Below are 23,086 nucleotides of genomic sequence, written 5' to 3'. Positions count from 1 at the left end.
TCTATTTTATAAGCTCAACCCTTGATTCCTGTAGTCGCAATACCCTCAATGAAGTATCGTTGTCCGAACAAGAACACAATAACGGCTGGCATCACGATAATAGCCGTTCCTGCCATCAGCAAGTTCATTGGTGTATTATTGGCGCCACGCAAGGTCGATAACCCCAGTGAAACGGTATATTTTTTCGAATCATTCAAATACACAAGCTGTCCAAGGAAATCATTCCAAACGCCGACAAAAGTGAACAGCAGCACAACAACAATCGCCGGTTTAATCAAAGGCAGTATAATTTTACGATAAATCGTGAAATATCCGGCACCATCAATAACAGCAGACTCATCAAGCTCCTTGGGGATCGTCATAAGAAACTGACGCAATAAGAAGATATTAAATGCTCCGCCGCCGAAAAAAGCAGGAATAATCAACGGCCAATAAGAGTTCGTTAGATGAAGTTTGGACCAACCGATGTAAGTGGGGACTAAGGTGACAATGCTCGGAAGTAAAATCGTCATGATGATGAGGGAGAACCACAGGTTTTTCAGTGGAAATTCCAGTCTGGCAAACCCAAAGGCTGTTAAACTAGCCGTTAAACCTACGCCAATCAAGACCGGGATAATAACGGTAAATGTATTGATAAAATAGGTGCCGAAATCAACGCGAGCCATAACTTCCGTATAGTTGTCGATCCGGAAGGCATTCGGAAACCAGATCGGAGGAAACGCTAGAATCTCCTGCAAATTAAGCAACGAGGATCGCAGAATCCAATACATCGGAAAAAAGACAAGCAGCGAAAGCAGGAAAAGCACGGCATAGGTGATGATTTGGCCTCGAATTCGGTAGGTCATTATTTTTTCCCTCCTTCATAGTGCACCCATCCGGCTGAGGAACGGAATAACAGGTAAGTGAAGAATGCCACGATAATGAACAGAACCCAAGCAAGCGCGCAGGCATAGCCCATATTTTGACGTTGGAAAGCTTCCCGATAAATAAAGAACGCATAGAATAGCGTTGAATTGCCTGGTCCGCCCTGTGTCATCGCATAGGCTTGGGTAAAAGCCGTAATCGAATTCACAAAGCCTAGAATGACATTATAGAAAATGATTGGCGACATGAGCGGAATCGTTACGGAACGTAATTTATGCCACCAGCCCCCACCATCGATTTCCACAGCCTCAAGTAAATGCGTCGGTACGTCCTGCAGTCCAGCGAGGAAGATCACGATGACATTGCCCGAACCCCACACAGCAATAATAATCATCGAAAGAACCGAAGTATCCGGACTGTTGACCCACATCAGTTTATCAATGCCAATGAAGCTTAACAGATGATTAATGATGCCAAAATCAGGATTGTAAAGCCACAGCCAGATAATACTGCTGGCAAGCACCGGAATAATGGACGGAATGTAGAATATGGCGCGGAAGGCCGCTCTGCCCCTGATCTTTTGATTGAGAAATAAGGCCACGACAAAACAAAATGAAATAGAAGCAACCACTGAGCCAATCGCGTAATAGGCCGTAGCTTTGAGAGAATCATAGAAAAAAAGATCCTGTGTGAAGATGTTGCGGTAATTAGCGAATCCAACCCATTGCTTGGGCTTCAAAATCGTCCAATCCGTAAAACTGAGGTATAAACTGTAAAGCAATGGACCTAGCGTAAAGATGAATAAACCCAGAATGGCTGGCAGGATGCATAAGTATCCAACGATGATTTGCTGCCGTTTAAGGCTCCTATAGCTAGTCTGCTGACCTGTCGACATGATCCGGTACCCCCTATGTGTAACAAGCTTTCTATGCAAGCTCCCAGAAGCAAGCTGATTGATCCCAAGCTTGCTCCTGATTACGGGTTAGCTTGCATATTCAAAATCATTGCTGGCTTCGTTTAATTTGCCTTACCGCTTTCAAATATAGGTTTGATTTTCGGCATCATTTCGGCAATCGCATCTTTGGCGGATTTGGTACCTAACCACACGGGATCTAATCCAGGGTTCAAAACATCACCGATCCTGCTGTAGGTTGGAAGGAAAAACCATGGTGTTGGGTACGTTGCTTTCAACGCGTAATCAATAACGGCTGTTTTGTACTCTGGCGGATGAACCGGCGATTGTGTCCATCTTTTAATTTTCTCAGGATCTGTGTACCAGCTCATTTCGGTTGGCATCCATACGCCACTGTCGATATTCGCTAAGTTTTTCTCAATATCCATCAACCATTTGTAGAGTTCGATCGTTTCTTTCGGATGTTTCGTGTTCTTATAAACGACCATTGGTGTGCCTGTATTTGTCGTTGCAGGTTTTTTGAAAATCGGCAGCACGCCAATCCCATTTTTGAGCCCATTTTTCAACTGTGGATTAATATTGACGAGTTCCCATTGACCGGAGGTGACCATGGCGACTTTCTTGGAAAGCAGCAATTGACCCACATCGCCTGGCAATCCGGAAGATTGCGCAGCCGTTGGCGAAACATGTTCAACGTTGGATAAATCCGCGATCTTCTGAATCGCTTCTATCGTTTCCGGCTTATCCAGCAGCAGTTGCTTGCCATCCTGGCTTACTTCACCGCCGCCATTGGAGATGGCGAAAGGCGTCCAGAAGAAATCTTGCCCATGAGAGACATTGATGCCGTATTGCACGATGTTTTTGGCATCGAATCCGGCCTCGCCTGGATGCTTGCCGCCTTTATCTTTAGTTAATTTTTTGGCGACATCCAGCATCTGATCCCATGTCCATGCTTTCTCGGTTTCAGCTGGCGGGTAAGGCAGCTTCGCTTCATCGAACATGTCTTTGTTGTAGTGCAGCAAAATAATTTCGTTAGCTGCGCTATAGCCGAGCAATTTACCGTCCGGTGTGACGAATTTATTGCTCTCGAGCTTAGGCGTTACAGAACCGTCCTTATAATAGGGGGACAAATCCATCAAAATGTCTGACTCAGCATATTTAAGCGCTTGCGCTTCCAGCATTGTGCTGATGTCCGGCAGTGTCTTGGAAGCCGCCATCGCACTCAGTTTCGCGCCGAATTCGGCAAGGGCCACATTCTGATAATCAACTTTAATATTCGGATGCGCTTTCTCAAATGCGTCTAAGCTGACCCTGGTTGACTTCGCTTCTTCATTATTCGCCCAGTCTGTGAATCGTATTGTTACTTTTTCACCGCTGTCCGGTGCTTTGGTCGTAGCTGTCGCAGTTGCAGGTGCATTCGTTCCGGGTGCTGTAGTGCCAGTCGTCGCCGGTGTGCTTGTGGAACTGCAACCTACCAATAATCCTAACGCTAACGTGGTTACCGAACTGACTTTCCAACCTTTTCTCCAAGATCTCACATGAACCCCTCCAAATGGATGTTTATCTTTCTGCTTTTACCTATATATACCATAAACCTAAGCAGGTTAAAGCCTTTTTTAATTTTCTTTGACCCAAACGGTCATTTCACCTTGCCCGCGATTCGCCCAGGCATAGTAGGGAATGAAATTCGCTGTCGTGTTTTCCCACTCGTGCGCCGTGTCGGCGATGTACAATTGATCGCCCCACTTCTGTTCCCAGTGGCCAATGCGGATTCGTTTCGCCGGAACCGAAATCGTCTGAATTCCGCCCAGCAGCTCCTTCGCAAAATGCTTTTGCGGCACTTCATGCGGATCAAGCACAATGCGATGCAAGCCCGTTCCGTTATCCGCTTCCTCCAGGCAATACACCAAGGGTCCGCATTGCAAGGCAACCTTGCCAATCGTATCTCGGACATGCGGATGCCCCTTCATGCGTCTAACTTGCATCGGCATATCCCATTCGATATGCGTTGTACCCTGCCATTCTCTGGCAACGTAGACATAGCCATCTCGCGTGTTTGCTTCCAACGCAACCGGTTCTCCATTCACTGTTAACTTAGCATCTGCGCACCAGCTTGGAATCCTAAGCGCCAATGCAAACTCGGTTTTGGCGCCCGTCTTGATCGTGAATTTCACATTTCCATGCCATGGAAGGTTAGATTCTTGATGAATATCGACTTGTTGACCGCCAAGATTCAGCGTAATATCGCTGCCCATATATAGATTGGCATAGACTGTATTTTCTTGGACCGTATAAATGTATTGACCCAACGAAGCAAGCAATCTAGCGATATTAGGAGGGCAGCACGCACATCCAAACCATCCTTGTCGAACAAATTTGACATGGTTTAAGTGCTGATTCTTCGCTATCGCTTCAGGCCATACTTCCAACGGATTCACATAGAAAAAACGTTTGCCATCCTGCGACATGCCGCTGATAACCGTGTTGTACAGCGCTTGCTCCATAATATCAGCGTACTCGCTTTTGGCTTCGATTTGCAGCATGCGCTGAGCGAAGAAGATTAGCCCGATGGATGCGCAAGTTTCCGCATAAGCCGTATCACTGGGCAAATCGTAGTCTGTCGTAAAAGCTTCCCCGTGCGCAGTAGAGCCAATAGCCCCTGTGATATACATCCTTTTGCTGATCATGTTAGACCAAAGTCTGCGGCACGCAGCCAGGAGCTCCATATCTCCGGTCTCTGCGGCCACGTCCGCCATTCCTGCACACATGTAGACAACCCGCACGGCGTGACCTTCTGCTGTCATCTGCAATCTGACCGGCAAATGCGCTTGATTGTAGGTGCGATCAAACACCATATCAAGTTGGGGAAAATGCACCTGTCCATTGCGGCGTTCAAGTTCCTCCTCGAAGAAGTGAGGCTCCTTTCCCCGCTCATCGAGGAAATACAGACTTAATCGCAGATAGCGCTCATCATGTGTCGTTTGATATAGCTTCACCAGCGCCAATTCAATTTCCTGGTGACCATCATAGCCATGTATTTGCGAGTCTCCCGGTCCAAACACTTCATTAATGCAATCGGCAAGCTTGCAAGCCACTTCCAAAATTCTAACTTTTCCCGTCGCATTGTAATAAGCAACCGCTGCTTCTATCAGATGTCCTGCACAGTACAGCTCATGACATTCAGCCAAATTCGTCCATCTGCCTTGCGGTTCTTTCAATGTAAAATACGTATTCAGATAACCGTCTTTATGCTGCGCTTTGGCGATAATCTCGATCACCTCGTCAGCCAATTGCTCCAGTTCAGCGTCATGACCGGTTTCCAATAAGTAGCCTACCGCTTCCAACCATTTGGCCACGTCACTATCTTGAAACACCATTCCGTAAAATTCTCCTTGCTCCAAGCCTGCGGAAATTTTAAAATTTTTCATCGCATGACTCGGTTCCGTCCCTTCGATCTGATCGTTTAACGCTTCCCATTGATAGGGAACGACAACATTCCGAACCAATCGAATATAAGCAGACCAGAAATCATCTGTGATGCGCACATCCTTTAGCGGCAGTGGTCTGGAGATTGATAATTTCGCCATCTAGGGGTCCCCTTTGTTTTATAGATATGATCTTTTTCGTAAGCGCTTTAATAAATATACTACATGGTGTACCATAGTATTTATATAGTCATTTCCAACCACATTTTTAAAAATTACAACCTTCTGATCGGAGTCAATTCGAATGATAAACTCACCCGTTTTACACTTTATCTCTCCTCCTGTTCCTTACTTTATTGACTGTGGACGTTATCAATACCAAGAAGGCGAGTCCCATGTAAGCCGCAATCAGATAGGGGTCTTCGACTTAATGGTCGTGACCAAAGGCACCTTGCACGTTGGCGAAGGCGCGACAGAATGGAGCATTCAGAAGGGCGAGGCCTTCATTTTGAGGCCGGATGGGAGTCATTACGGGACGATGCCCTGTACTAGTGAAACGGAGATTATTTGGATACATTTCCAAACGTTCGGAGCGTGGGATGAATGCGCCAGTATGAGTGAATGCTTGGACAATCAAGCAACGCTAATTGCCAATCATAAGCAAATGGCTTATTTGAACCATTCGGAGGTGTGCTCGGTTTTTATTCCGAAATTCATGAAGCTGTCGCAAAAAGCGCTCGACATTCTGGAGCAATTTTTCCAGTTGGACGAAGAACCCCGATCGCTGCGGAACTGGAAGCGCCAAGGCGTCTTTCAACAGTTCATGCAATTGGTCGATCGCGATCTCGCGGCGACTTCGGATGTAACCGCGTTTCATTTGGCGGAGAAAGTAGAACTGTATCTGCGCCAAAATTATACGCAGAAGTTGACGAACACGCTGTTGCAGCAAGAGCTGAATTACCACCCTAACTATTTGGCAAAATGCATGCTCAAAGTATATGGCGTGACGCCGATGGACTACTTATTTCAATACCGAATCGAGCAGGCCAAGAAGCTGCTTCTCCAAACCAAGTGGCCGATGGCCCGCATCGCAGAGGAAGTCGGCTTCCAGCACGGCTCCTATTTCTCTTACTGTTTTGCCAATAAGGAAGGCATCTCGCCGATGAACTTCCGCAGGAAATTTATTGGTCATGCTTAGCAAACTCGTGTGAGCAGCGGGTGAGATAAGCAAGCTAGTTGGTCATAATGGTCATACTCCCACAAACTTCGGGCCAGCGGGTGAGATAAGACCACTGAATGTGCTCCTGCTGCTGCGTTTTTCAATTTCTAGGCGTCTGAACGAGCTTACGTCCCCAAAGCAAAACCCAAAGGGAACTAGAATCCGCTATATGGCTGAATCCCGCCATATTCCACTCCAAAGGGAACTACGATCCGCTATTTCTCCATTTCCCGCTCAGAATCAGCATCTTTCGCTTAAATTGCGTACCTCAGTTCCCTTTCAGGCTGCTTTCACCCCGCTTCCCGCCAATTAGCGGATCGTAGTTCCTTTTCACGCTGCGCTCTGTGTCTTCGCTGCTAAAGACTCTATCTTTGCACAACAGCAAAAAGGCTGCATCAAGGAAATTTGACCTTGATGCAGCCCAGCGCTACTCACTATTGTAAAATCGAATAAATATCCGTGTACGTGTACCCATGCGCTTCGGCAACAGCTTGATAAGTGATATGCCCCGCTGCTGCGTTAATGCCTCTGGCGATAGCTTTGTTCTCCAAAGCAGCCTTGACATAGCCTTTGTTGGCAATTTGCAAGCCATAAGGCGTTGTCACATTCGTGAGCGCCAGCGTCGATGTCCGTGCCACGGCTCCAGGCATGTTCGCCACCGCATAATGAATCACGCCATGCTTCAAATAGGTCGGCTCATCATGCGTCGTAATACGGTCAATCGTCTCGATGGATCCGCCTTGATCAATGGCGACGTCCACGATGACGCTGCCAGGGCTCATCCGCTGCACCATCTCTTCCGTCACAAGACGCGGAGCGCGAGCTCCCGGAATCAGCACAGCTCCAACGACCAGATCCGCATGACGCACAACTTCCGCGATGTTATAAGGATTCGACATAATCGTTTTCACGCGGCCTTGGAACTGATCATCCAACTGGCGCAGCCGATCTGGGTTCAAGTCCACGATGCTGACATCCGCACCGAGTCCGATCGCCATCTTCGCCGCATTGGCGCCCACAATGCCGCCGCCGATAATCGCGACTTTCCCTGGCTCAACGCCGGGAACGCCGCTCAGCAGAATGCCTTTGCCTCCATGCGCTTTCTCCAGGAAATGAGCGCCAATCTGCACGGACATCCGCCCAGCAACCTCGCTCATCGGCGTCAGCAGCGGAAGACTGCCGTTATCGAGCTGAATCGTTTCGTATGCGATGGCTGTTACTTGATTGTGGGCTAAGGCGTGCGTCAACTCGGCCTCCGGCGCTAAATGCAAGTAGGTATACAGAATCAAGCCCTCATGAAAGTAACCGTACTCTTGCGGAAGCGGTTCTTTGACTTTGACCACCATTTCAGCTGCCCATACATCAGCTGCTGTTGATACAATAGTCGCGCCTGCTTCTAGATATGCCTCATCTGTGAATCCGATGCTGTGCCCCGCCAAAGTTTCTACGAGCACTTCATGACCGGCTTTTTTGTAAGAATGTACCGAACTAGGTGTCATGCCCACACGAAACTCATTATTTTTGATTTCTCTAGGAACTCCGATAATCATTAGGCATCTACCTCTCTTAGGATCCCAACCGATCAGGATCTGTCTTAACTTGTCGTTTCCAAGTATAAAACGGATCCCCCTTCGTTCCATTAGACAAATTGTCAAAAATCTCATGACTTTCTTTTCACAATTGCACGTGCGGGTTGACAAGTTGATAAGCGCGAATTCCGACCTGCAGCGCAAGTCGTTTCTCAGGCAGCATGTAATCGGAACCTAGCAGCTCCTCTATTTTCTCCAGACGATAATAAAGCGATTGCCGGACGATAAAAAGCTGCTGGGCTGCGACTTGCTTCGAGCCATCATTATCCAGATATACTTTGAGGGTGCGTAAAAGTTCACTGCCTTTCAGCTGATCATGGTCGATGATCGGTCCCAAATAAGTGCGCACAAAACCTTGCAAAATCGCTTTGTCCGCAATATGAAACAGCAATTGAAAGACACCTAATTGATCAAAAAACATGACACTGCCATGGAGCGTAGACGCCATAGAAATCGCTTGAATAGCTTCCTGATAGCTCACATGGGCCTGCATAAAACTGCGATTGCGCTGGCCGACGCCAATAATCAGCTTCATGCGCTCCTCAGCTTTCATCTGCAAAAGGGACTGGAAAATCATCTGCAGCCTATCTTTGGAAGGTCGCTTAGGAGCTTTATCAAAGGCAACGATAACAAGTCTGTTATTTTTTAGCGTAATCAACGGATGAAACGTATGCTGTTCGAATAGGGAGCGAACCACAAGGGACAGATGAATGCCGAGCGATTCCAAGCCTTCATTCGGTAGATTTTGTTGTTCATCTTGGTCATGCTCAAATTCAATGAGAATGACATAGAACGCAAGCTCATTCAGCTTCTTGAACTCATTGCCTATCAGCACTTTAATTTGCTCTTCATCGCGTATCCGCAGGTGCAGCAAATCATCAACCCAAAGAGTCTGGGTGTATAACTTGCGCTCATCCATATAGCGCTTGCGCAACAAATCCTGGGCAATCGACAAGGACGCCGAATCCAGAATCAAATACTCATATTCCTGTGGCTTGCAGCTGAGGACGAGCAGCAGATGTGCCCAGGTTTTGCCCATAGCGCCTACAGGCTGAATAATAATCGTCTGTCCGTTCACATCCCATACGGAGGGCGAAGCTGCAGTGCTGCTCTCTGGACTATGTTCCAGCTTGTTCGCCAGAAAGACCAGCCACGGCTCGGATTCGCGGCTCGCTAACGGAGGGATGAACTTAGGCTGTCCTTCCAACGGCACGTAGATCACTTGCGCTTTGGTACTGCTTTGCAGTAAGCCCAGCACATGGGAGACACCTTGCGAAGTCAGGGTCATACGATGAAATTCCCGCGATATTTTTTCCAAATCCTGCAAAGCTTTATGATGCTGGTTAATCATATAGGCATGTATATCCTGCGTAATGTCAATAAACCGAACGCTTTGCGGAAAAATGATCAAGGGAAGCTGATACGCATCTGCGGCCGCGATCCATTCCTGCGGAATGGTCGTCAAGTTGTGTCCCATTTCGATGCATAGGCAGGCTACCTGATTATGGATCAATTGATCCAAATAAGTCATGAAGGCCGACGTATCGCTTTTAAAGGCTGCGCCTGTCGTCAGAATCATTTCGCCGCCTTGCAGCAATTGTTCAAAATGGATGACTTCAATAATATGTACCCAGCGGACAAGTCGCTGCAAGCCCTCTTGGCCTCCTGCCAGATAAGCCTGCTGAAAGATCGGGCGCTCAAGCACTTCTTGCACCGTTAGCTGATAATCTTGATTCAAAAGAGTCCCTCAACTTTCTAATCGCCCGAATAAAGTTATCCACAGATTCATAATCAGGCTATTTGTGGACAATGATTCCAACGAGATTATGTCATTTGCTTCTAGCATTCCCCTTAGTTTACATGAAAAAAGCGCCTGTTTCACTAGGAAACAGAACGCTTCAAGCAACCATATGGCTTACAAGGCTTTATCAATGACAACAGGAGCTCCTGACCACACCTTCTGCGATGTCCACGGCGTGTCACCTCCCTGCCAGAAGGCATCATCTGCAGTCAAGCCCAAAGGAAGGAATACCGCCGTACATAAATATAAACTGCCTGTCGAAATATACGCTTCACCCAGCTCTGGCTGATGACCGCATAGACCAATGCGAAGCCAGCCTTCCTCATCGAAAGTGCCTGGCGCTTCAATGAGCCTGCGAATGACAGCGCCAAGCGCACAACGAACCTGAGCTGGCACAAGTTCGGCTGGCAGTTCACCGCGCAAAGCAGTTTGCGCCAATGACTGGAAGGCGCCAAAACGATAAGCTAATGAACGTCCGATGACAGGGAACGTGCCCTCAGGAGAGATCGAGCGCTCCTGAACCACCGCGAAGCGCTGCGCCCGCGCGATGAAGGACTTGCGCAATGCGGCCCAATCCTCATAGTGATCGCTCACATGCTCAATGATATCCACCAGCATCGGTTGGATGACGAAGCTGTTGTAATAATCCGCATGGTAAGCCGGGCCATCGCCGTACATCCCGTCACCGAGATACCACTGTTCATGCTGCTTCAAGGCGAAATCGATTCGCATGGGATCCCAGTCTTCGCCCATGAACCTCAGCGCTGTTTCTGTCATCGCGGCAAACAGCAGCCAGTTGCTGAACACTGGCTTGCGCGTTCTTGTCGCTTTCATCGCTTTGGCCAAATTCGCTTGAACCCGGCCATCCAACTGATGCCATAGCGTATTCGGGGCTCTTAGGATGGCATTCGCCAGAAAAGCCGTATCGACAATCGGCTGCATCCCTTGGCTGAAGTTCAAGAAATCCGGCGACTCCGGGTCCGTCCCGGCATCCAGCGCTGCTCTGGCAAGCTCGCCGTAATGAAGCCGCTGCTGCTCTTCTTCCGCATTCTGGGCAGGCGTCTCCAACCATGCAGAGATGCCGACCAAGGTGCGGCCGAAGGCTTCCAGATGGGAATACTGCAGCTGCTCTTCTTTTTTATTTTCAACAGGCATCGTAGCTCGCAGTTTTCTTGATGCTAATGCGCTTAATACGGGGTCGGCAATGCGAAGCATCGTCTTGACCCAATAAGAGCGTTCTGTGCTGTCTGCGCAGCTGTTACTCATACCAGTAACCTGTGATTCCCTTCTCTAAGCGTACCAAGGCTTCCAAGTAGTAATAATCGCCCCAAATCATGAAGTCATCCGGTGCATTGCCGCCGCGAACACTGTACGATCCGCGTTCGATGAAGCCTTGCGCATCCGGCTTGCCGATTGTCGCGTAGGATTTCACTAAGCCGGTCATGGAGCGTTGGATGGCACTTTCCAAATAAGCGCGGTCCGGATCATCAGCAGCCAGATGTTCAAGAATTTCCAAAGCTCCGGCAGAAGCAATCGCGGATGCTGAACTGTCCCGTTTCGTTTCGGCATTCACCGGCGCATTGAAGTCCCAATATACAACGTCATCGGCTGGCAAACGATCGAAGAAATAACGAGCCTGACGTTTAGCCGTTTCCAGATAGAGCGGGTTTTTCGTATAGTGATACGACAGCGCGAAGCCATAGATACCCCAAGCTTGGCCGCGTGTCCATGTGGAACCGTCTTGATAGCCTTGGTGTGTGCCGCCGCGCAGCGGATCGCCTGTTTCTTGGTCGAAGTAGAATGTGTGATACGACGAATCATCGCCGCGCACCAAATAACGGCGGCTTAAATCGGCATGGATCGTGGCTACTTCTTTGTATTTGGCATCGCCCGTTTGCTCGTATGCCCAGTACAGCAGCGGCAAGTTCATCAGGCAATCGATGATAATACGGCCTCCGTTCTCTTCATTCCCTTCAGGACCCCAAGCTTGAATATACTGACCTTTCGGTCTCCAACGGTTCATAAGAACATCGGCTGCTTGCAGCGTAAGTGCTTTAGCCGACTCATCTTTCTCAATAATCCACTGTGCTTTGGAAGAAAGCGAATAGAGGAAGCCGATATCATGGTGATCCAGCTCTACATGATCTTCAAGTCTTTGTTTGAAACTCGCAACCGTTTTCACAGCTGCTTGGCGATAAGCTTCGTCACCACTGTATTGATAACCGAGCCACAAAATACCCGACCAAAAGCCATCTGTCCAATCCGTATTCGGATTCAAATGGTACACGTCATTCTCACTGACATGCGGGAATAAATCACCAAAACGTTCAATATTCACTTTCGTTTTTTGCAAGGCATCCTCAATCGCTTGTTTCCACATCATCTGTTCACTCCGCTTCTCTTATGAATGGGTTGTTTCACGCTCGATGAAAGTAAGAGGCACTTCAATCTCTCGAACTTCCATGTCTTCAATCGGTTGATTGCCAAACTTCGCAAGTAATTTGTGTATCGCCATTCTGGCTTGATACGTATAAGGAATATCCCAACTGGAAATACCGGGATAGCTTTGCTGGGCAATATAATCATTATTAATACCGATAATCCTCAGCTGATCCGGGATACGAATGTCTAGTTTGTTAGCTCCAGAAAGCAGCCGAAATGCGATGTGATCATCAAAAGCAATCACGCCTATCGGCTTCGTGTGCCGCGCAAGCAGCGCTTGCAGCGTCGCTTCCACATCCATCCCGTGAAAGTCGATAATTTCGTGAAACAAATGGCTGGCATATTGCTGGATACCGTGCTCAATCCCAATTCTCCGCTGTTCATCAATGGCTTTCGAACGTTTGCTGCCTATGTAGTAGATCGCTTCACAGCCGCGGTCCGCCAACACTCGGCAAGATTGCTTGCTGGCCTCAGCGAAGCCAAGATTCACCGAGCCAATCGAAATATCTTCGGGCCAATTCCAACCATTGATGAGGACTAATGGCGTGCCGCTGTTCACGATAGATCGCGTGGATTCAATGCCCATGGCCAGACCGTGACAGATCAATCCATCGACTCTGCGCTGCAGCAATACCTCCAAATTCCTTCGTTCAATATCGGGATCGAATCCCCCGGAGGAAAAGACAGATAAGTGATACCCGGCTTGATGGGCTTCAATCTGCAAATGCTCCGCTAACTGGCCGTAGTAGGAAGTCAAACCAGGCACGATCAAACCAATCTCATACGTTTTGTTGCGGCTAAGCCCCGCTGCCATCGTGTTGCGTCGATATCCCAGCGCTTCGGCTGCCAATTCGACCTTGCGAATCGTCTCTTTGGACGAACGAATACCACCTCGATTCAGCACATTGGAGACGGTGGCAATGGAGACGCCTGCTGCTTTTGCCACTTCTACAATTGTGACTTGTTTGGGTTTACTCATCCTTGATTCAGCTCCGTTTTGTTAAACGTTTAACATACTCTATTAGCTTAATTTGAAACGTTTAACCTGTCAAGCTGAAAATAACAAAAAAAAGACCGATGACCTTCTTTACGAAGGCTTCTCGATCTTTTTTTTGCGAACGGATGGGCTTACTTTTTATTTTTCTCCAAGATGGCGTTGGCATCCTTGCGGAACTTCGCTGCCGCTTCTTCAACCGTTGCTTTTTTATACAGAATTTGCTCGCTTGTGGCTTTCAATAATTTCTCTACCTCGATGGAACCAACGGGGTTGGGAGGATCCATTTGGCTGCTGTTCTGGTCAGCCCATGCCACGTAATCGAAGATTTTAACTTCGTTCGGTGACAGCAACGGTTTCAAAGCATCTTTTACTTTGGAGGAAACCGGTACGCCGCGGTCGCCTTTAATCAATTTGTTCGCTTCAATATCATTCACGAAGAAGCTTATGAACTTCGCTGCTTCTTCCTTCTGTTTCGAGCTGTTCGCGATGGAGAAATACATGCTTGGCTTCAGGAACAGACCTTTGTTCCCGTTGCGTCCTGGAAGCGGCGCCAATTCAAGTGGGCGGTCTTTGACCAAATTAGCCACGGCCAGGAATTGGTTGGACCAACCGTTTCCAGTAATGGCATTGCCTAGCAACATCTCATCTTCTTCCGCTACACCTTTCTTTTGCGACTCTTTGTCGAGGGAAAGGATGCTGCCTGAATCATACCATTTTTGGTAGCGTTTGAAGTAATCAACTAACGGTTTATCCTCATTGAAACCAAGTGCGGTTCCGTCTGCATTATACATTTTTTGATCGATCGTGCGCAGGTAGTAAGGGAAGAATACTTCATGGTGAAGCGCGAAACCGCCGATTTGTTTGCCTTTCGCTTTCGCTTTGGCCGCAATCGCATCATAATCTTCCCATGTCCAATCTTTGCCTGGAACATCAATGCCAAGGCTCTTGAACGTATTCACATCTAATGTCGTAGCAAGTGCATTCACACCTAAGTTCATAGCAAATAGTTTGCCGCCGACTTCACCGCCGGATACTGCGTTAGGGCTGATCGAGGATACATCAATCAAACCATTTTTGGTGTATGCCGAGAGATCCGCCAGCTGATTTTTCCCGCCGTATTGCGTGAGGTAGGAGATATCCATTTGGATAACGTCTGGCAACTGGTTAGCGGATGCTTGTGGCGCAAGCTTTTTCCAATAGTCATCAAATGGGGCATATTCCGCTTCAATTTTGACATTTGGATGCGCCTTCTCGTACATTTCGATAACTTTCAATGTGTAGTCGTGACGCGCTTGTCCTCCCCACCATGCTACACGAAGCTTAACTGGATCTTTACTTGGCGCTGTGCTTGCCGCTGCTGTTGCTGCCGCTTTGGTAGGTTCCGTGCTTGCGGATGGTGTTGTTGTGCTGCCAGATGAACAAGCGACTGCGGTAAACATCATGGATAGTGACAACGCTAAAGTGAATACTTTTTTCATCTCTATTCCTCCCCTAAGTGAGCCGATCGATTTTGGATAACGCTTACATGTTTATTATCCAACTTTTCACCGCAAAACTTAATGCAGAAAGTAGAGGTGTTTGTTTAAAAAACAGTGATAAAAAAGCGCTAAAAAAAAATAAAACCAACGCCACCTTTTTTGCGTACTACTAATTATGCATTCATTTTCCAGGGTTAGGGAGGTTTCTTGCTTATGACAATGACACTTGCTTTTCACCAAACCGCTTCAATCCGTGACGCCATCTCCATGTTGGTCTGGTATTTACGTAAGAAACGAAGAGCGTAACAGAACGCAAACCCTACAATAAGACTAATGTGCGAAAACTTATATGCCAAGAAGGCGGCATCCTCGTAGATTCACTACGATGATGCCGCCTTTTACTTCTAAATGAGCTGTTTGATGCCACTATTCCGCTATCGTCCGCAGCAATTCATAAGATCGCAGCCGCTTCTCATAATCCGGAATGGGCGTGACGATCAGGAACTCATCGATCCCACATTGCTGCGCCAGTTGCTCCAGTTGAAGCTTGACACTCTCTGCACTCCCTATGAGCACTTTGCGTTCCGAGTAGGACGTCTTCTCTTTAAGTTGATGCACGGTTTCCTCTTTGGATGCTGACTGCAGCCAAGGCACGCCTGCGGAAGCCAACGCCTGCGCTTCTTCATCCGTAGGTGCGCAAATCACACCTATGGCCACAAGGGTCCGCGGCACGGTCGAGGCCGTAGAAGGCTGGTAACTTTGCCGATAAACCGATAACATCTCCAGCATATCGCTGTCACTCATAAATTGCCCAAACACGTAGCCCGTTCCATAGGCAGCGGCGAATTCGGCACTTTTCCGATTCGTGCCCAGCAGCCAGACATCGGGCGGAGTCGCAGGCAGCGGCCTGGCATGAACCACTTGTCCTTCACACTCATACTGATTGTTCAGCAGGGCCATCAACGATTCTAATGACGTTGGCAGCTGCCTCACGTTCTCCAGGAAGTTGCCGCTTAATGCGATCGTAACCTGAGCCGAACCGCCTGGAGCTCTGCCGATGCCCAAATCCACTCTTCCTGGATACAAGGTAGCGAGCATATGAAAGTTCTCTGCCACTTTCAGCGGTTTGTAATGAGGCAGCAGCAGCGCTCCGGAGCCAAGTCTGATATGCTGCGTCCTAGCCCCGATATGCGCCAGCAGCACCTCAGGGGATGTGCAGGCTAAACCCGGCATATCATGATGTTCGGCGACCCAGTAGCGCGAATAACCCCATTTTTCTGCTTGCTGGGCCAAGTGGACAGCCTGTTCCAAGGCGAACCCCGGATCGGCGGGGGCAATCACGGGGACGAGATCCAACACGCCAAGTTTTATTCGCGTAGTCACCTTGGTTATAACGCCGCCCCTTTGCCGCCATCGATATTGACAGAAGTCCCTGTCACATACGATGCTGCCGCCGAAGATAGGAACGTAATCACATTCGCGGCTTCTTCAGCGTTGCCGATGCGCCCAAGCGGGATGTCATGCTTTGCATCACGTGCATATTCATCCCACGTCAACTCCGGCGCTGCGCGTTTCCAACCCTTCTCCAGTTGGTCGCTGCGAATCATGCCAATGCACACCGTATTGACACGAATCTGATCAGCAGCAAGATCCTTGCTCATCGCATTCGTCAAAGCCAGTCCTGCTGCACGGCTGACAGACGTAGGCAAGGATGAAGCTGGAGGCGTTTTGGCAGCGGAAGTTGTCAGGTTCACAATCGAGCCACCACCCGCTTGACGCATATAGGGGATTGCATACCGAGAGCAATGAATCGCACCGAACAGCTTTAATTCCAAATCTTGCCGCCAAATTTCTGTTCCTACTTGTTCAAATGGCTGCGCTGCCGACGTGCCCGCATTGTTGACCAGAATATCCAAACTGCCGAATCGCTTCACCGTTTCCTCAACAGCACGCTGACAATCCGCCTCTGAGGTAACATCCGCTTGAATCGCAATAACTTGTCCTTCGGTTATATTAGCAATATGAATGGCAGCTTCTTGCAGCTGCTCTTGATTTCGTGCACATATGGCAACCTTGGCTCCCTCGCGCGAGAGCGCAATCGCTGTTGCCAAACCGATCCCTTTGCTTCCACCTGTTATGAGTGCTACTTTCCCTTGCAAGCCTAACTGCATCTTCTTCCATCCTTTCCATCATGCCAGAATAGTTCAAGCATACTCCACTTGGGCGGCAAGTTACAAATACAAAAAAGAGAGGCTGTAAGCCCCTCTTTAATCACCGATAGAAATCGAGATTAAGCGTTCAAATATACAGCTTCACCCGTACGAGCTGATTCATAAATTGCTTCCAGAATTTGCGAAACGACATAAGCTTGCTCCGGCGTCACAACAGGGTCCGTGTCCTCTTCAATCGATTTGATCCACGTGCGCATTTCGAGATCAGCAGCGCTTTCTGTGGCACCGTCGTAGAACGCAACTCCGCCCGCTTTCAAGTCCACTTCTGTCGTGAATAGACGGCTGTGCTTCTCTCCGTTAATGCGCAGTCCTTCCTTCATATCAGCGCCGCCTTCTGTGCCGCTAAGGGAACATTTGGCTTCATCCACTTCCAGTGTGTTGAGTGCCCAACTGGATTCCAGCACGATCGTTGCGCCGTTCTCCATCACGATCATACCGAATGCGGAATCTTCCACTGTGAATTTGCTTGGATCCCACGGGCCCCATGCATTCGCGGCATTTTCTTTTTGCGACAGCTTATGGTACGAAGTTCCCAGCACGACTTTCGGCTTATAATTGTCCATCATCCATAGTGTCAAATCCAATGCGTGCGTGCCGATATCAATCAACGGCCCGCCTCCTTGCTTCTCTTCATCCAGAAAAACGCCCCAAGTCGGAACGGCACGGCGACGAATAGCATGCGCTTTCGCATAATATATCTCACCGAGCTCGCCTTCTGCACAGACACGTTTCAAATGCTGGCTATCCGGACGGAAGCGGTTGTTATACCCAATCGTTAATTTCTTGCCTGTGCGTTTCGCCGTTTCTGCCATACGCTTGGCATCAGCCGCCGTTTTGGCCATCGGCTTCTCACACATCACATGTTTGCCTGCTTCCAGCGCCGCAATGGCAATTTCAGCATGCGAATCATTTGGCGTCAACACATGAACGATGTCAATCGTGGAATCTTGCAGAAGTTCTGTGTAATCCACATACACTTCAGCACCCTCTACGCCATATTTTTCGGCCGCTGTTACTGCGCGATCTTCTTCAATATCACAAAAAGCAACCAATTCAACATTGGCTAGTTTCGTCAAACTCGGCAAGTGCTTGCCATTGGCAATACCGCCACAACCAATAATACCAATTCGAAATTTACGTGACATAGATAATACCTCCAGGTTGGATATAGTTTTATATGAAATGATCGTTCAACTAACGTAACTCGATCGTTACTTCCCGCTTGGAAGCGGAGGACCGAATGATGCCATCAATAATAGCTTGATTGCGTACAATTTGTTCACCTGGAATCGGCGCGGGCTTACCGTCACGCACAGCTTCCACAAAATCGCGAACTTTTTCATTAAATAAATTAATCTTGTGATCGACTAATGGAATTTGACTCTCTGTATGATGACCACGCACATCATGGAAATACGTAATCGCCCCCACACTTCCATCAAAAACTCCGCTCCATGGACCCTTGCCCGCAGGCGTCACCTTGAGACCGCCATCTGTGCCCAGAAATAATGTTGGACCCAGCGTGTCCATATGCATGGCCCATGATATTTTAAAATTAAGCACAAGATCATCTTCGAATCGGATCATCGCAACGCCGAAGTCTTCCACATCAAACCGGCTAGCTTCATTGTGATAGAGCGGGTTAGTCCCAAAATAATTGCTGCTGTAAGCGGATACGGTAAGCGGTTTCGGATAACCCATCGCATTCAACGCCATATCCAGTGAGTAGCAGCCAATGTCGGCCATTGCACCTGCGCCCGCTATTTCTTTACTAATAAATGTTCCCCCAGGCATGCCTCTGCGCCGTCCACCGCCGGTTTCTACGTAATAGACCTTGCCAAGTTGACCGGACTGGACGACATCCTGAATGATTGTCATATTCGGATCATATCTCGGTTGAAAGCCTACATTCAGCATAAAACCAGTTTGCTTCGCCGTATCAGCCATCTCGACCGCTTCTTCCAGCGTTACAGACATCGGCTTCTCCAGCATCACATGTTTGCCAGCCCGCAAAGCATCTACGGTAGTTTGATAGTGAGCCACATTCGGCGTACAGATACTCACCCCATCCAGCTCAAGCTCTAGCAGCTTCCGATAGTCATCAAAGGGTACCGCGGACGGTAATTTCCAGAAATCAATAAACTGAGCTGCTTTTCCGGGGATCATGTCCGCTACCGCTACCACATCTACGTCTGCAAGCACTTGGTAGGCCTGCACATGCGCGCCTGCAATGCCCCCACTTCCAATTATGCCAATCTTCAATCTTCTGGTCATGGAATTCCCTCTTCGCTATCTGAAATTAAGACATCCTCCATTAATGTAGCACAGGAAATAGGTTATTTTTAGTGTAACATTCGGACAATTCAGTTCAGAAATTACGACATGATAAAAAGAGCAAAAATACCAGAAGGATCAAAGCCCCACTGGCATTTAGATGTTCTATTCAAATAGGCATGACAGCCGGCTAATTACCGCCAGCTTTTCTTTGCGCATCCTCCAAATAGCTTCTGTACGCGGGTTGATCCGGCTGCTCTCTGACCAGATCTTCATAATAACGAGCAACTTTTTGAAAATAGTACGGATGCACATCGTGATTAGGAATGAGCCGATAGGGGTCCCAGCGATAGGTTTGTACTTGATACGCCCGATCCGCATCCTTCACCCACAAGGCAATCTCACAAAGTCCGTCTCTGCCGTCCCGACTCGGCATATCTTCAATTTCCAAATGCGAATAGGTGGTTCCTGGCGGAATCAAGCGTTGATAGCCTGTTGGTGTCCATTGCACGATATCGAGCTCAGAGAACGTATCGTCATTCTGCCAACCGATGAGCAAATCCCACCCTTCTCGGCGAGAAACGGGAGCTGCCGCGAAATCCGTCACAGCCTGCAATCTTCCTGTGGACGACGAACCGATTGGAAACCAATTGCCCGAATAATCTTTGATCGAGAATAAATATTGATTGCCTAAATAGCGATACAAAGCTGTAATTTCCGGCTGTCCGTCCCCGTCCACATCCGCATAGAGAATAGCTGCGGGATTACCTTGCTGCTCCAATTGAACGACCTCAGCTTCCTTAGGTATACAGCTTCGGACGACGGCAAGGAAATCAAATTGGGTCACACTCATTGTTATCCCTCTTTTCGCATCATAATCAAGTAAAGTATATGCGAGAGCGGACTTGGCCCATGAGTGGTAAATAAGCAGAAACCCAATTTAGTATGGATGGTTGCGATTAGGCACTGCCCAGCTGCCGGTAATCATGTGTCTGATGAACGCATTGGATGAAACGAACTGTCTGTGTTTCAGCGCGCATTACGACTGAATGGGTCTCGGCACGTCCACCTAAAGTGAATTTCACACCGCTAAGGAAATCGCCGGAAGTCACGCCTGTTGCTGCGAAATAAATATCAGATTCGCCTACTAAGTCGCTCATCCCAAGTACTTTGGAAGGGTCCCGTATCCCCATCTCGATGCAGCGCTGCGTCTCAGCTTCGCTGTCTGGAAGCAGCCTGCCTTGGAATTCGCCGCCCATGCAGCGCAGCGCAGCGGCAGCTAGCACGCCTTCCGGCGCACCGCCGGAACCCACGTGCAGATCGATGCCGGTTTCCGGGAAGGCCGTTGCCATTGCCCCTGCGACATCGCCATCGCTCAGCAAATGAATTTTTACGCCCAGTGTGCGTAAAACAAATATTTTATCCGCGTGTCGTTTGCGATCCAAAATGGACACCGTCAGCTCAGTCACCTCTTTATTCAAGAGCGCGGCAGCTTTAAGGACCGTCTCCTCGAGTGAATCATCCAGACTGAGTTTGCCTGCCAAGCGCGGCCCAACCGCCAGCTTTTCCATATACATATCCGGGGCATTGAGCAGATTCCCTTTCTCCGCAATAGCGACCACAGAAAGCGCATTGTTCCTGCCACTGGCTACAATATCCGTTCCTTCCAGCGGATCAACCGCTACATCATATTCTGGCCCCAGTCCATTGCCTACAGGTTCTCCAATGTAAAGCATCGGCGCTTCATCCATCTCGCCTTCCCCGATCACAACCGTTCCTCGAAACGGAATGGAGCTAAAAATAGCACGCATGGCAGAAGTTGCCGCCTCATCAGCGCTGTGTTTATTCCCTTTTCCTGTCCATCGTGCGGACGCTAAAGCTGCGGATTCTGTAACTCGTACAATTTCCAGTGACAAATCTCTTTGCATTCATCCATTCACCCTTTCGAATTTACGTTGTTGTTTGAACACCTGCTATTTATCTTCCAGAATAAGCCCTGCGGTTTCTTCAATCGCTTTTCCACTGACATCAATGATCCTGCAACCTAGTTCCTTGTACAGCTTCATAGCAAAAGCCAGTTCTTCATCAACCCGCTCCCGTGTCGCATATTTGGCGCCAAAAGGAAGGCCAACCGCTTTCAAGCGTTCGGATCGAATACGCACCAGATAATCCGGGTTCATCGTTAATCCAATTACCTTGCTTGGTTCTAGTTCATATATCGTTGCTGGCGGCCTCACCTCGGGAACTAACGGGTAATTCGCCACCTTATTGCCTTTGTGCGCCAAATAGATACTCAGCGGTGTCTTGGACGTGCGCGAAGGGCCGAGCAGCACAATGTTAGCTTGCTTCATCGCATTGGGATCCTTCCCATCATCACTGTTCACGGTGAATTCAATCGCTTCAACACGTTGATAATACTGCTCATCCAATTGGTATAAGAGACCCACTTTGCGTTTCGGTGAACCTTTGAACGTATCAATAAAAGCTTGCATCATGGGTCCCATAATATCGATCGCATTGACATTCACGCGAATCGCTTCCTGCCGCATCATCTCGCGAAGTTCAGGCAGCACCAGCGTATAAGCGATAAACCCGCCAACGCGTGCTGCTTCTTCCACAACAGAACGCACCTCATCTTCCGTTCGAATGGTGCCGTAACGCTTGACTTGTACTTGGCTTGCATTGAATTGGCGAATTGTCGCTTGCACAACCGTGTTCGCCGTTTCCCCAACCGCATCCGAACATACAAAAATCGTATGCATCTTCTCTCCCACGTTAATTCCCCCTGATTAAGTCCCTAGTGCGCTATCGAGCAGCAATTTGGTCATTGTTGTTTTGGTAATGCGGCCGACCACTTCATCGTGGCCATGTTCGGATGCTGCTTTGACGACAGGCAGGCTGTCTACGTCATGATGAATCATTTTTCTAGCTGCTTCTAGAACGCTGTCTTCGGGACCTACAGTCACAATATTCGGATGTCTCGTCATAACCATGGAAACCGGCATCGTATTCGCCGTGCTTTGCCCCAGCGTTACTTTGAGCAAATCTTTCCTGGAGACAATGCCAACTAATGCGCCTTGCAAATTGACGATCATCAGACTCCCCACATTTTCGAGAAAAAGGGTTACAACCGCATCACTCACCGTTACCGTTTCTCGCAAGACGACGGGAATTCCCATGATCTCTTTCACCTTCATAGCTTCGATATGTTTAAATGGAGAATCGACCTCCAGTGCCGCTTTGCCTAGAAAATAACCAACTTTAGGTTTCGCATCAATATGCTGAAGCATGACCAGAACAGCGAGATCTGATCGAATCGTCGGCCGGCTTATGCCCAAAAGCTCCGCGATTCGTTCCCCGGTTATCGGGGCGTGTTTACCCACAAGTTCAATAATTTCCAATTGTCGGGTTGTCAGCTCGATGATGTTCTCCTCCTAAATGATTCAGAACCACCTATATAGTATGTTCTATTTATTATATATTGTATATTATATAGCAAAATAAAAGAAAATAAAGATGTTTATAGCACATAAAAGAAATTTTTATCACTTTTTTCAAACTATTTCAGTTATTTATACCTCTGTGCGCGCGGATCTTGGACGCGCGTTGGGTCGCCGCCGCATGATGGCTGCCAACCCCTATTGTGCTTCTTCTAATTTGTGCGCGGTTCGCCTTAATGAACTCAAGAAGCCCTATTTGATTAAAATACCCGTATCTGAGGGGGGAAGCGAATTCCAGCAGCCCTATTACAAGTAAATGGTCACTAATCCGCCTAAATGTAGCTCCATAACGCCGACTGAGTTTGTTAGCTCAAAAAAGTAGCTATTTTCTGGTCAATAAGCACCATGCAGTT

The 23,086-nt window shown here is 48.3% G+C and carries 19 protein-coding genes; 1 reads left to right on the top strand and 18 read right to left on the bottom strand.

The window, feature by feature from the left end; genetic code table 11:
* Positions 1-14 precede the first annotated feature (14 nt).
* The 4 genes from IEY34_RS23110 to IEY34_RS23095 form a co-directional block, all read right to left on the bottom strand.
* The gene (locus IEY34_RS23110; RefSeq protein ID WP_189015541.1) at positions 15-845 is read right to left on the bottom strand and encodes a carbohydrate ABC transporter permease; all 831 of its coding nucleotides are present in this window, start codon (positions 843-845) and stop codon (positions 15-17) included.
* Positions 845-1,759 carry a carbohydrate ABC transporter permease gene (locus tag IEY34_RS23105; RefSeq protein WP_189015539.1) on the bottom strand — a complete coding sequence of 305 codons (915 nt, stop codon included), beginning with the start codon at positions 1,757-1,759 and terminating at the stop codon, positions 845-847. The genes IEY34_RS23110 and IEY34_RS23105 overlap by 1 nt, the downstream gene beginning before the upstream one ends.
* A 122-nt stretch (positions 1,760-1,881) precedes the next feature.
* Positions 1,882-3,315, bottom strand: coding sequence for an ABC transporter substrate-binding protein (locus IEY34_RS23100; protein WP_189015537.1), 1,434 nt, complete (start codon positions 3,313-3,315; stop codon positions 1,882-1,884).
* Between the two features lie 78 nt (positions 3,316-3,393).
* Positions 3,394-5,364, bottom strand: coding sequence for a glycoside hydrolase family 127 protein (locus IEY34_RS23095; RefSeq protein ID WP_189015535.1), 1,971 nt, complete (start codon positions 5,362-5,364; stop codon positions 3,394-3,396).
* Between the two features lie 142 nt (positions 5,365-5,506).
* Here IEY34_RS23095 and IEY34_RS23090 point away from each other — a divergent pair, with 142 nt between their 5' ends.
* Positions 5,507-6,400: an AraC family transcriptional regulator gene (locus tag IEY34_RS23090; RefSeq protein ID WP_229757803.1), complete on the top strand. Its 894-nt coding sequence runs from the start codon at positions 5,507-5,509 to the stop codon at positions 6,398-6,400.
* 455 nt (positions 6,401-6,855) lie between these two features.
* Here IEY34_RS23090 and ald read toward each other — a convergent pair whose 3' ends face one another.
* From ald to IEY34_RS23020, 14 genes are all read right to left on the bottom strand, one after another.
* Positions 6,856-7,971, bottom strand: a complete 1,116-nt coding sequence (gene ald / locus IEY34_RS23085) for an alanine dehydrogenase (protein ID WP_189015533.1) — start codon at positions 7,969-7,971, stop codon at positions 6,856-6,858.
* Between the two features lie 124 nt (positions 7,972-8,095).
* Positions 8,096-9,748: a PucR family transcriptional regulator gene (locus IEY34_RS23080; protein ID WP_189015531.1), complete on the bottom strand. Its 1,653-nt coding sequence runs from the start codon at positions 9,746-9,748 to the stop codon at positions 8,096-8,098.
* A gap of 177 nt (positions 9,749-9,925) precedes the next feature.
* A complete protein-coding gene (locus IEY34_RS23075) occupies positions 9,926-11,077 on the bottom strand; it encodes a DUF2264 domain-containing protein (RefSeq protein ID WP_189015529.1) in 1,152 nt (383 codons plus the stop codon).
* Entirely contained in the window at positions 11,070-12,191 is a 1,122-nt protein-coding gene (locus IEY34_RS23070) for a glycoside hydrolase family 88 protein (protein ID WP_189015648.1), read from the bottom strand. The genes IEY34_RS23075 and IEY34_RS23070 overlap by 8 nt, the downstream gene beginning before the upstream one ends.
* 21 nt (positions 12,192-12,212) lie before the next feature.
* The gene (locus IEY34_RS23065; protein WP_189015527.1) at positions 12,213-13,232 is read right to left on the bottom strand and encodes a LacI family DNA-binding transcriptional regulator; all 1,020 of its coding nucleotides are present in this window, start codon (positions 13,230-13,232) and stop codon (positions 12,213-12,215) included.
* Positions 13,233-13,381: 149 nt separating this feature from the next.
* The gene (locus tag IEY34_RS23060; protein ID WP_189015525.1) at positions 13,382-14,728 is read right to left on the bottom strand and encodes an ABC transporter substrate-binding protein; all 1,347 of its coding nucleotides are present in this window, start codon (positions 14,726-14,728) and stop codon (positions 13,382-13,384) included.
* A 426-nt stretch (positions 14,729-15,154) separates the two neighbouring features.
* Positions 15,155-16,111 carry an LLM class flavin-dependent oxidoreductase gene (locus IEY34_RS23055; RefSeq protein WP_229757802.1) on the bottom strand — a complete coding sequence of 319 codons (957 nt, stop codon included), beginning with the start codon at positions 16,109-16,111 and terminating at the stop codon, positions 15,155-15,157.
* A 5-nt stretch (positions 16,112-16,116) separates the two neighbouring features.
* Positions 16,117-16,899 (bottom strand): SDR family NAD(P)-dependent oxidoreductase, encoded by a 783-nt coding sequence (locus IEY34_RS23050; RefSeq protein ID WP_189015523.1) that lies wholly within the window; start codon positions 16,897-16,899, stop codon positions 16,117-16,119.
* 119 nt (positions 16,900-17,018) lie between these two features.
* On the bottom strand, positions 17,019-18,104 hold the full coding sequence (locus tag IEY34_RS23045; RefSeq protein ID WP_189015521.1) for a Gfo/Idh/MocA family protein: 1,086 nt from the start codon (positions 18,102-18,104) through the stop codon (positions 17,019-17,021).
* 49 nt (positions 18,105-18,153) lie between these two features.
* Entirely contained in the window at positions 18,154-19,233 is a 1,080-nt protein-coding gene (locus tag IEY34_RS23040; RefSeq protein ID WP_189015520.1) for a Gfo/Idh/MocA family protein, read from the bottom strand.
* Between the two features lie 190 nt (positions 19,234-19,423).
* Positions 19,424-20,086 carry a hypothetical protein gene (locus IEY34_RS23035; RefSeq protein ID WP_189015518.1) on the bottom strand — a complete coding sequence of 221 codons (663 nt, stop codon included), beginning with the start codon at positions 20,084-20,086 and terminating at the stop codon, positions 19,424-19,426.
* Positions 20,087-20,192: 106 nt separating this feature from the next.
* Positions 20,193-21,161, bottom strand: a complete 969-nt coding sequence (gene glpX / locus IEY34_RS23030) for a class II fructose-bisphosphatase (protein WP_189015516.1) — start codon at positions 21,159-21,161, stop codon at positions 20,193-20,195.
* 45 nt (positions 21,162-21,206) lie between these two features.
* Positions 21,207-21,995, bottom strand: coding sequence for a pyruvate, water dikinase regulatory protein (locus IEY34_RS23025; protein ID WP_189015644.1), 789 nt, complete (start codon positions 21,993-21,995; stop codon positions 21,207-21,209).
* A 27-nt stretch (positions 21,996-22,022) separates the two neighbouring features.
* The gene (locus IEY34_RS23020) at positions 22,023-22,658 is read right to left on the bottom strand and encodes a helix-turn-helix transcriptional regulator (RefSeq protein WP_268240167.1); all 636 of its coding nucleotides are present in this window, start codon (positions 22,656-22,658) and stop codon (positions 22,023-22,025) included.
* Between the last annotated feature and the right edge of the window lie 428 nt (positions 22,659-23,086).

This window comes from Paenibacillus marchantiophytorum (genome assembly GCF_014640555.1).
Lineage (GTDB): Bacteria > Bacillota > Bacilli > Paenibacillales > NBRC-103111 > Paenibacillus_E > Paenibacillus_E marchantiophytorum.
The sequence above is the reverse complement of the archived record's forward strand: the minus strand, read 5'-3'. Positions and strand labels throughout refer to the sequence as shown.

Bases quoted from the DNA above. Each gene is read 5' to 3' on its own strand.
- IEY34_RS23060 (WP_189015525.1), bottom strand. From the start codon at position 14,728: ATGAAAAAAGTATTCACTTTAGCGTTGTCACTATCCATGATGTTTACC.
- IEY34_RS23105 (WP_189015539.1), bottom strand. From the start codon at position 1,759: ATGTCGACAGGTCAGCAGACTAGCTATAGGAGCCTTAAACGGCAGCAA.
- IEY34_RS23050 (WP_189015523.1), bottom strand. From the start codon at position 16,899: ATGCAGTTAGGCTTGCAAGGGAAAGTAGCACTCATAACAGGTGGAAGC.
- IEY34_RS23040 (WP_189015520.1), bottom strand. From the start codon at position 19,233: ATGACCAGAAGATTGAAGATTGGCATAATTGGAAGTGGGGGCATTGCA.
- IEY34_RS23065 (WP_189015527.1), bottom strand. From the start codon at position 13,232: ATGAGTAAACCCAAACAAGTCACAATTGTAGAAGTGGCAAAAGCAGCA.
- IEY34_RS23035 (WP_189015518.1), bottom strand. From the start codon at position 20,086: ATGAGTGTGACCCAATTTGATTTCCTTGCCGTCGTCCGAAGCTGTATA.
- IEY34_RS23110 (WP_189015541.1), bottom strand. From the start codon at position 845: ATGACCTACCGAATTCGAGGCCAAATCATCACCTATGCCGTGCTTTTC.
- IEY34_RS23090 (WP_229757803.1), top strand. From the start codon at position 5,507: ATGATAAACTCACCCGTTTTACACTTTATCTCTCCTCCTGTTCCTTAC.
- ald (WP_189015533.1), bottom strand. From the start codon at position 7,971: ATGATTATCGGAGTTCCTAGAGAAATCAAAAATAATGAGTTTCGTGTG.
- IEY34_RS23075 (WP_189015529.1), bottom strand. From the start codon at position 11,077: ATGAGTAACAGCTGCGCAGACAGCACAGAACGCTCTTATTGGGTCAAG.
- glpX (WP_189015516.1), bottom strand. From the start codon at position 21,161: ATGCAAAGAGATTTGTCACTGGAAATTGTACGAGTTACAGAATCCGCA.
- IEY34_RS23070 (WP_189015648.1), bottom strand. From the start codon at position 12,191: ATGTGGAAACAAGCGATTGAGGATGCCTTGCAAAAAACGAAAGTGAAT.
- IEY34_RS23095 (WP_189015535.1), bottom strand. From the start codon at position 5,364: ATGGCGAAATTATCAATCTCCAGACCACTGCCGCTAAAGGATGTGCGC.
- IEY34_RS23045 (WP_189015521.1), bottom strand. From the start codon at position 18,104: ATGTCACGTAAATTTCGAATTGGTATTATTGGTTGTGGCGGTATTGCC.
- IEY34_RS23025 (WP_189015644.1), bottom strand. From the start codon at position 21,995: ATGCATACGATTTTTGTATGTTCGGATGCGGTTGGGGAAACGGCGAAC.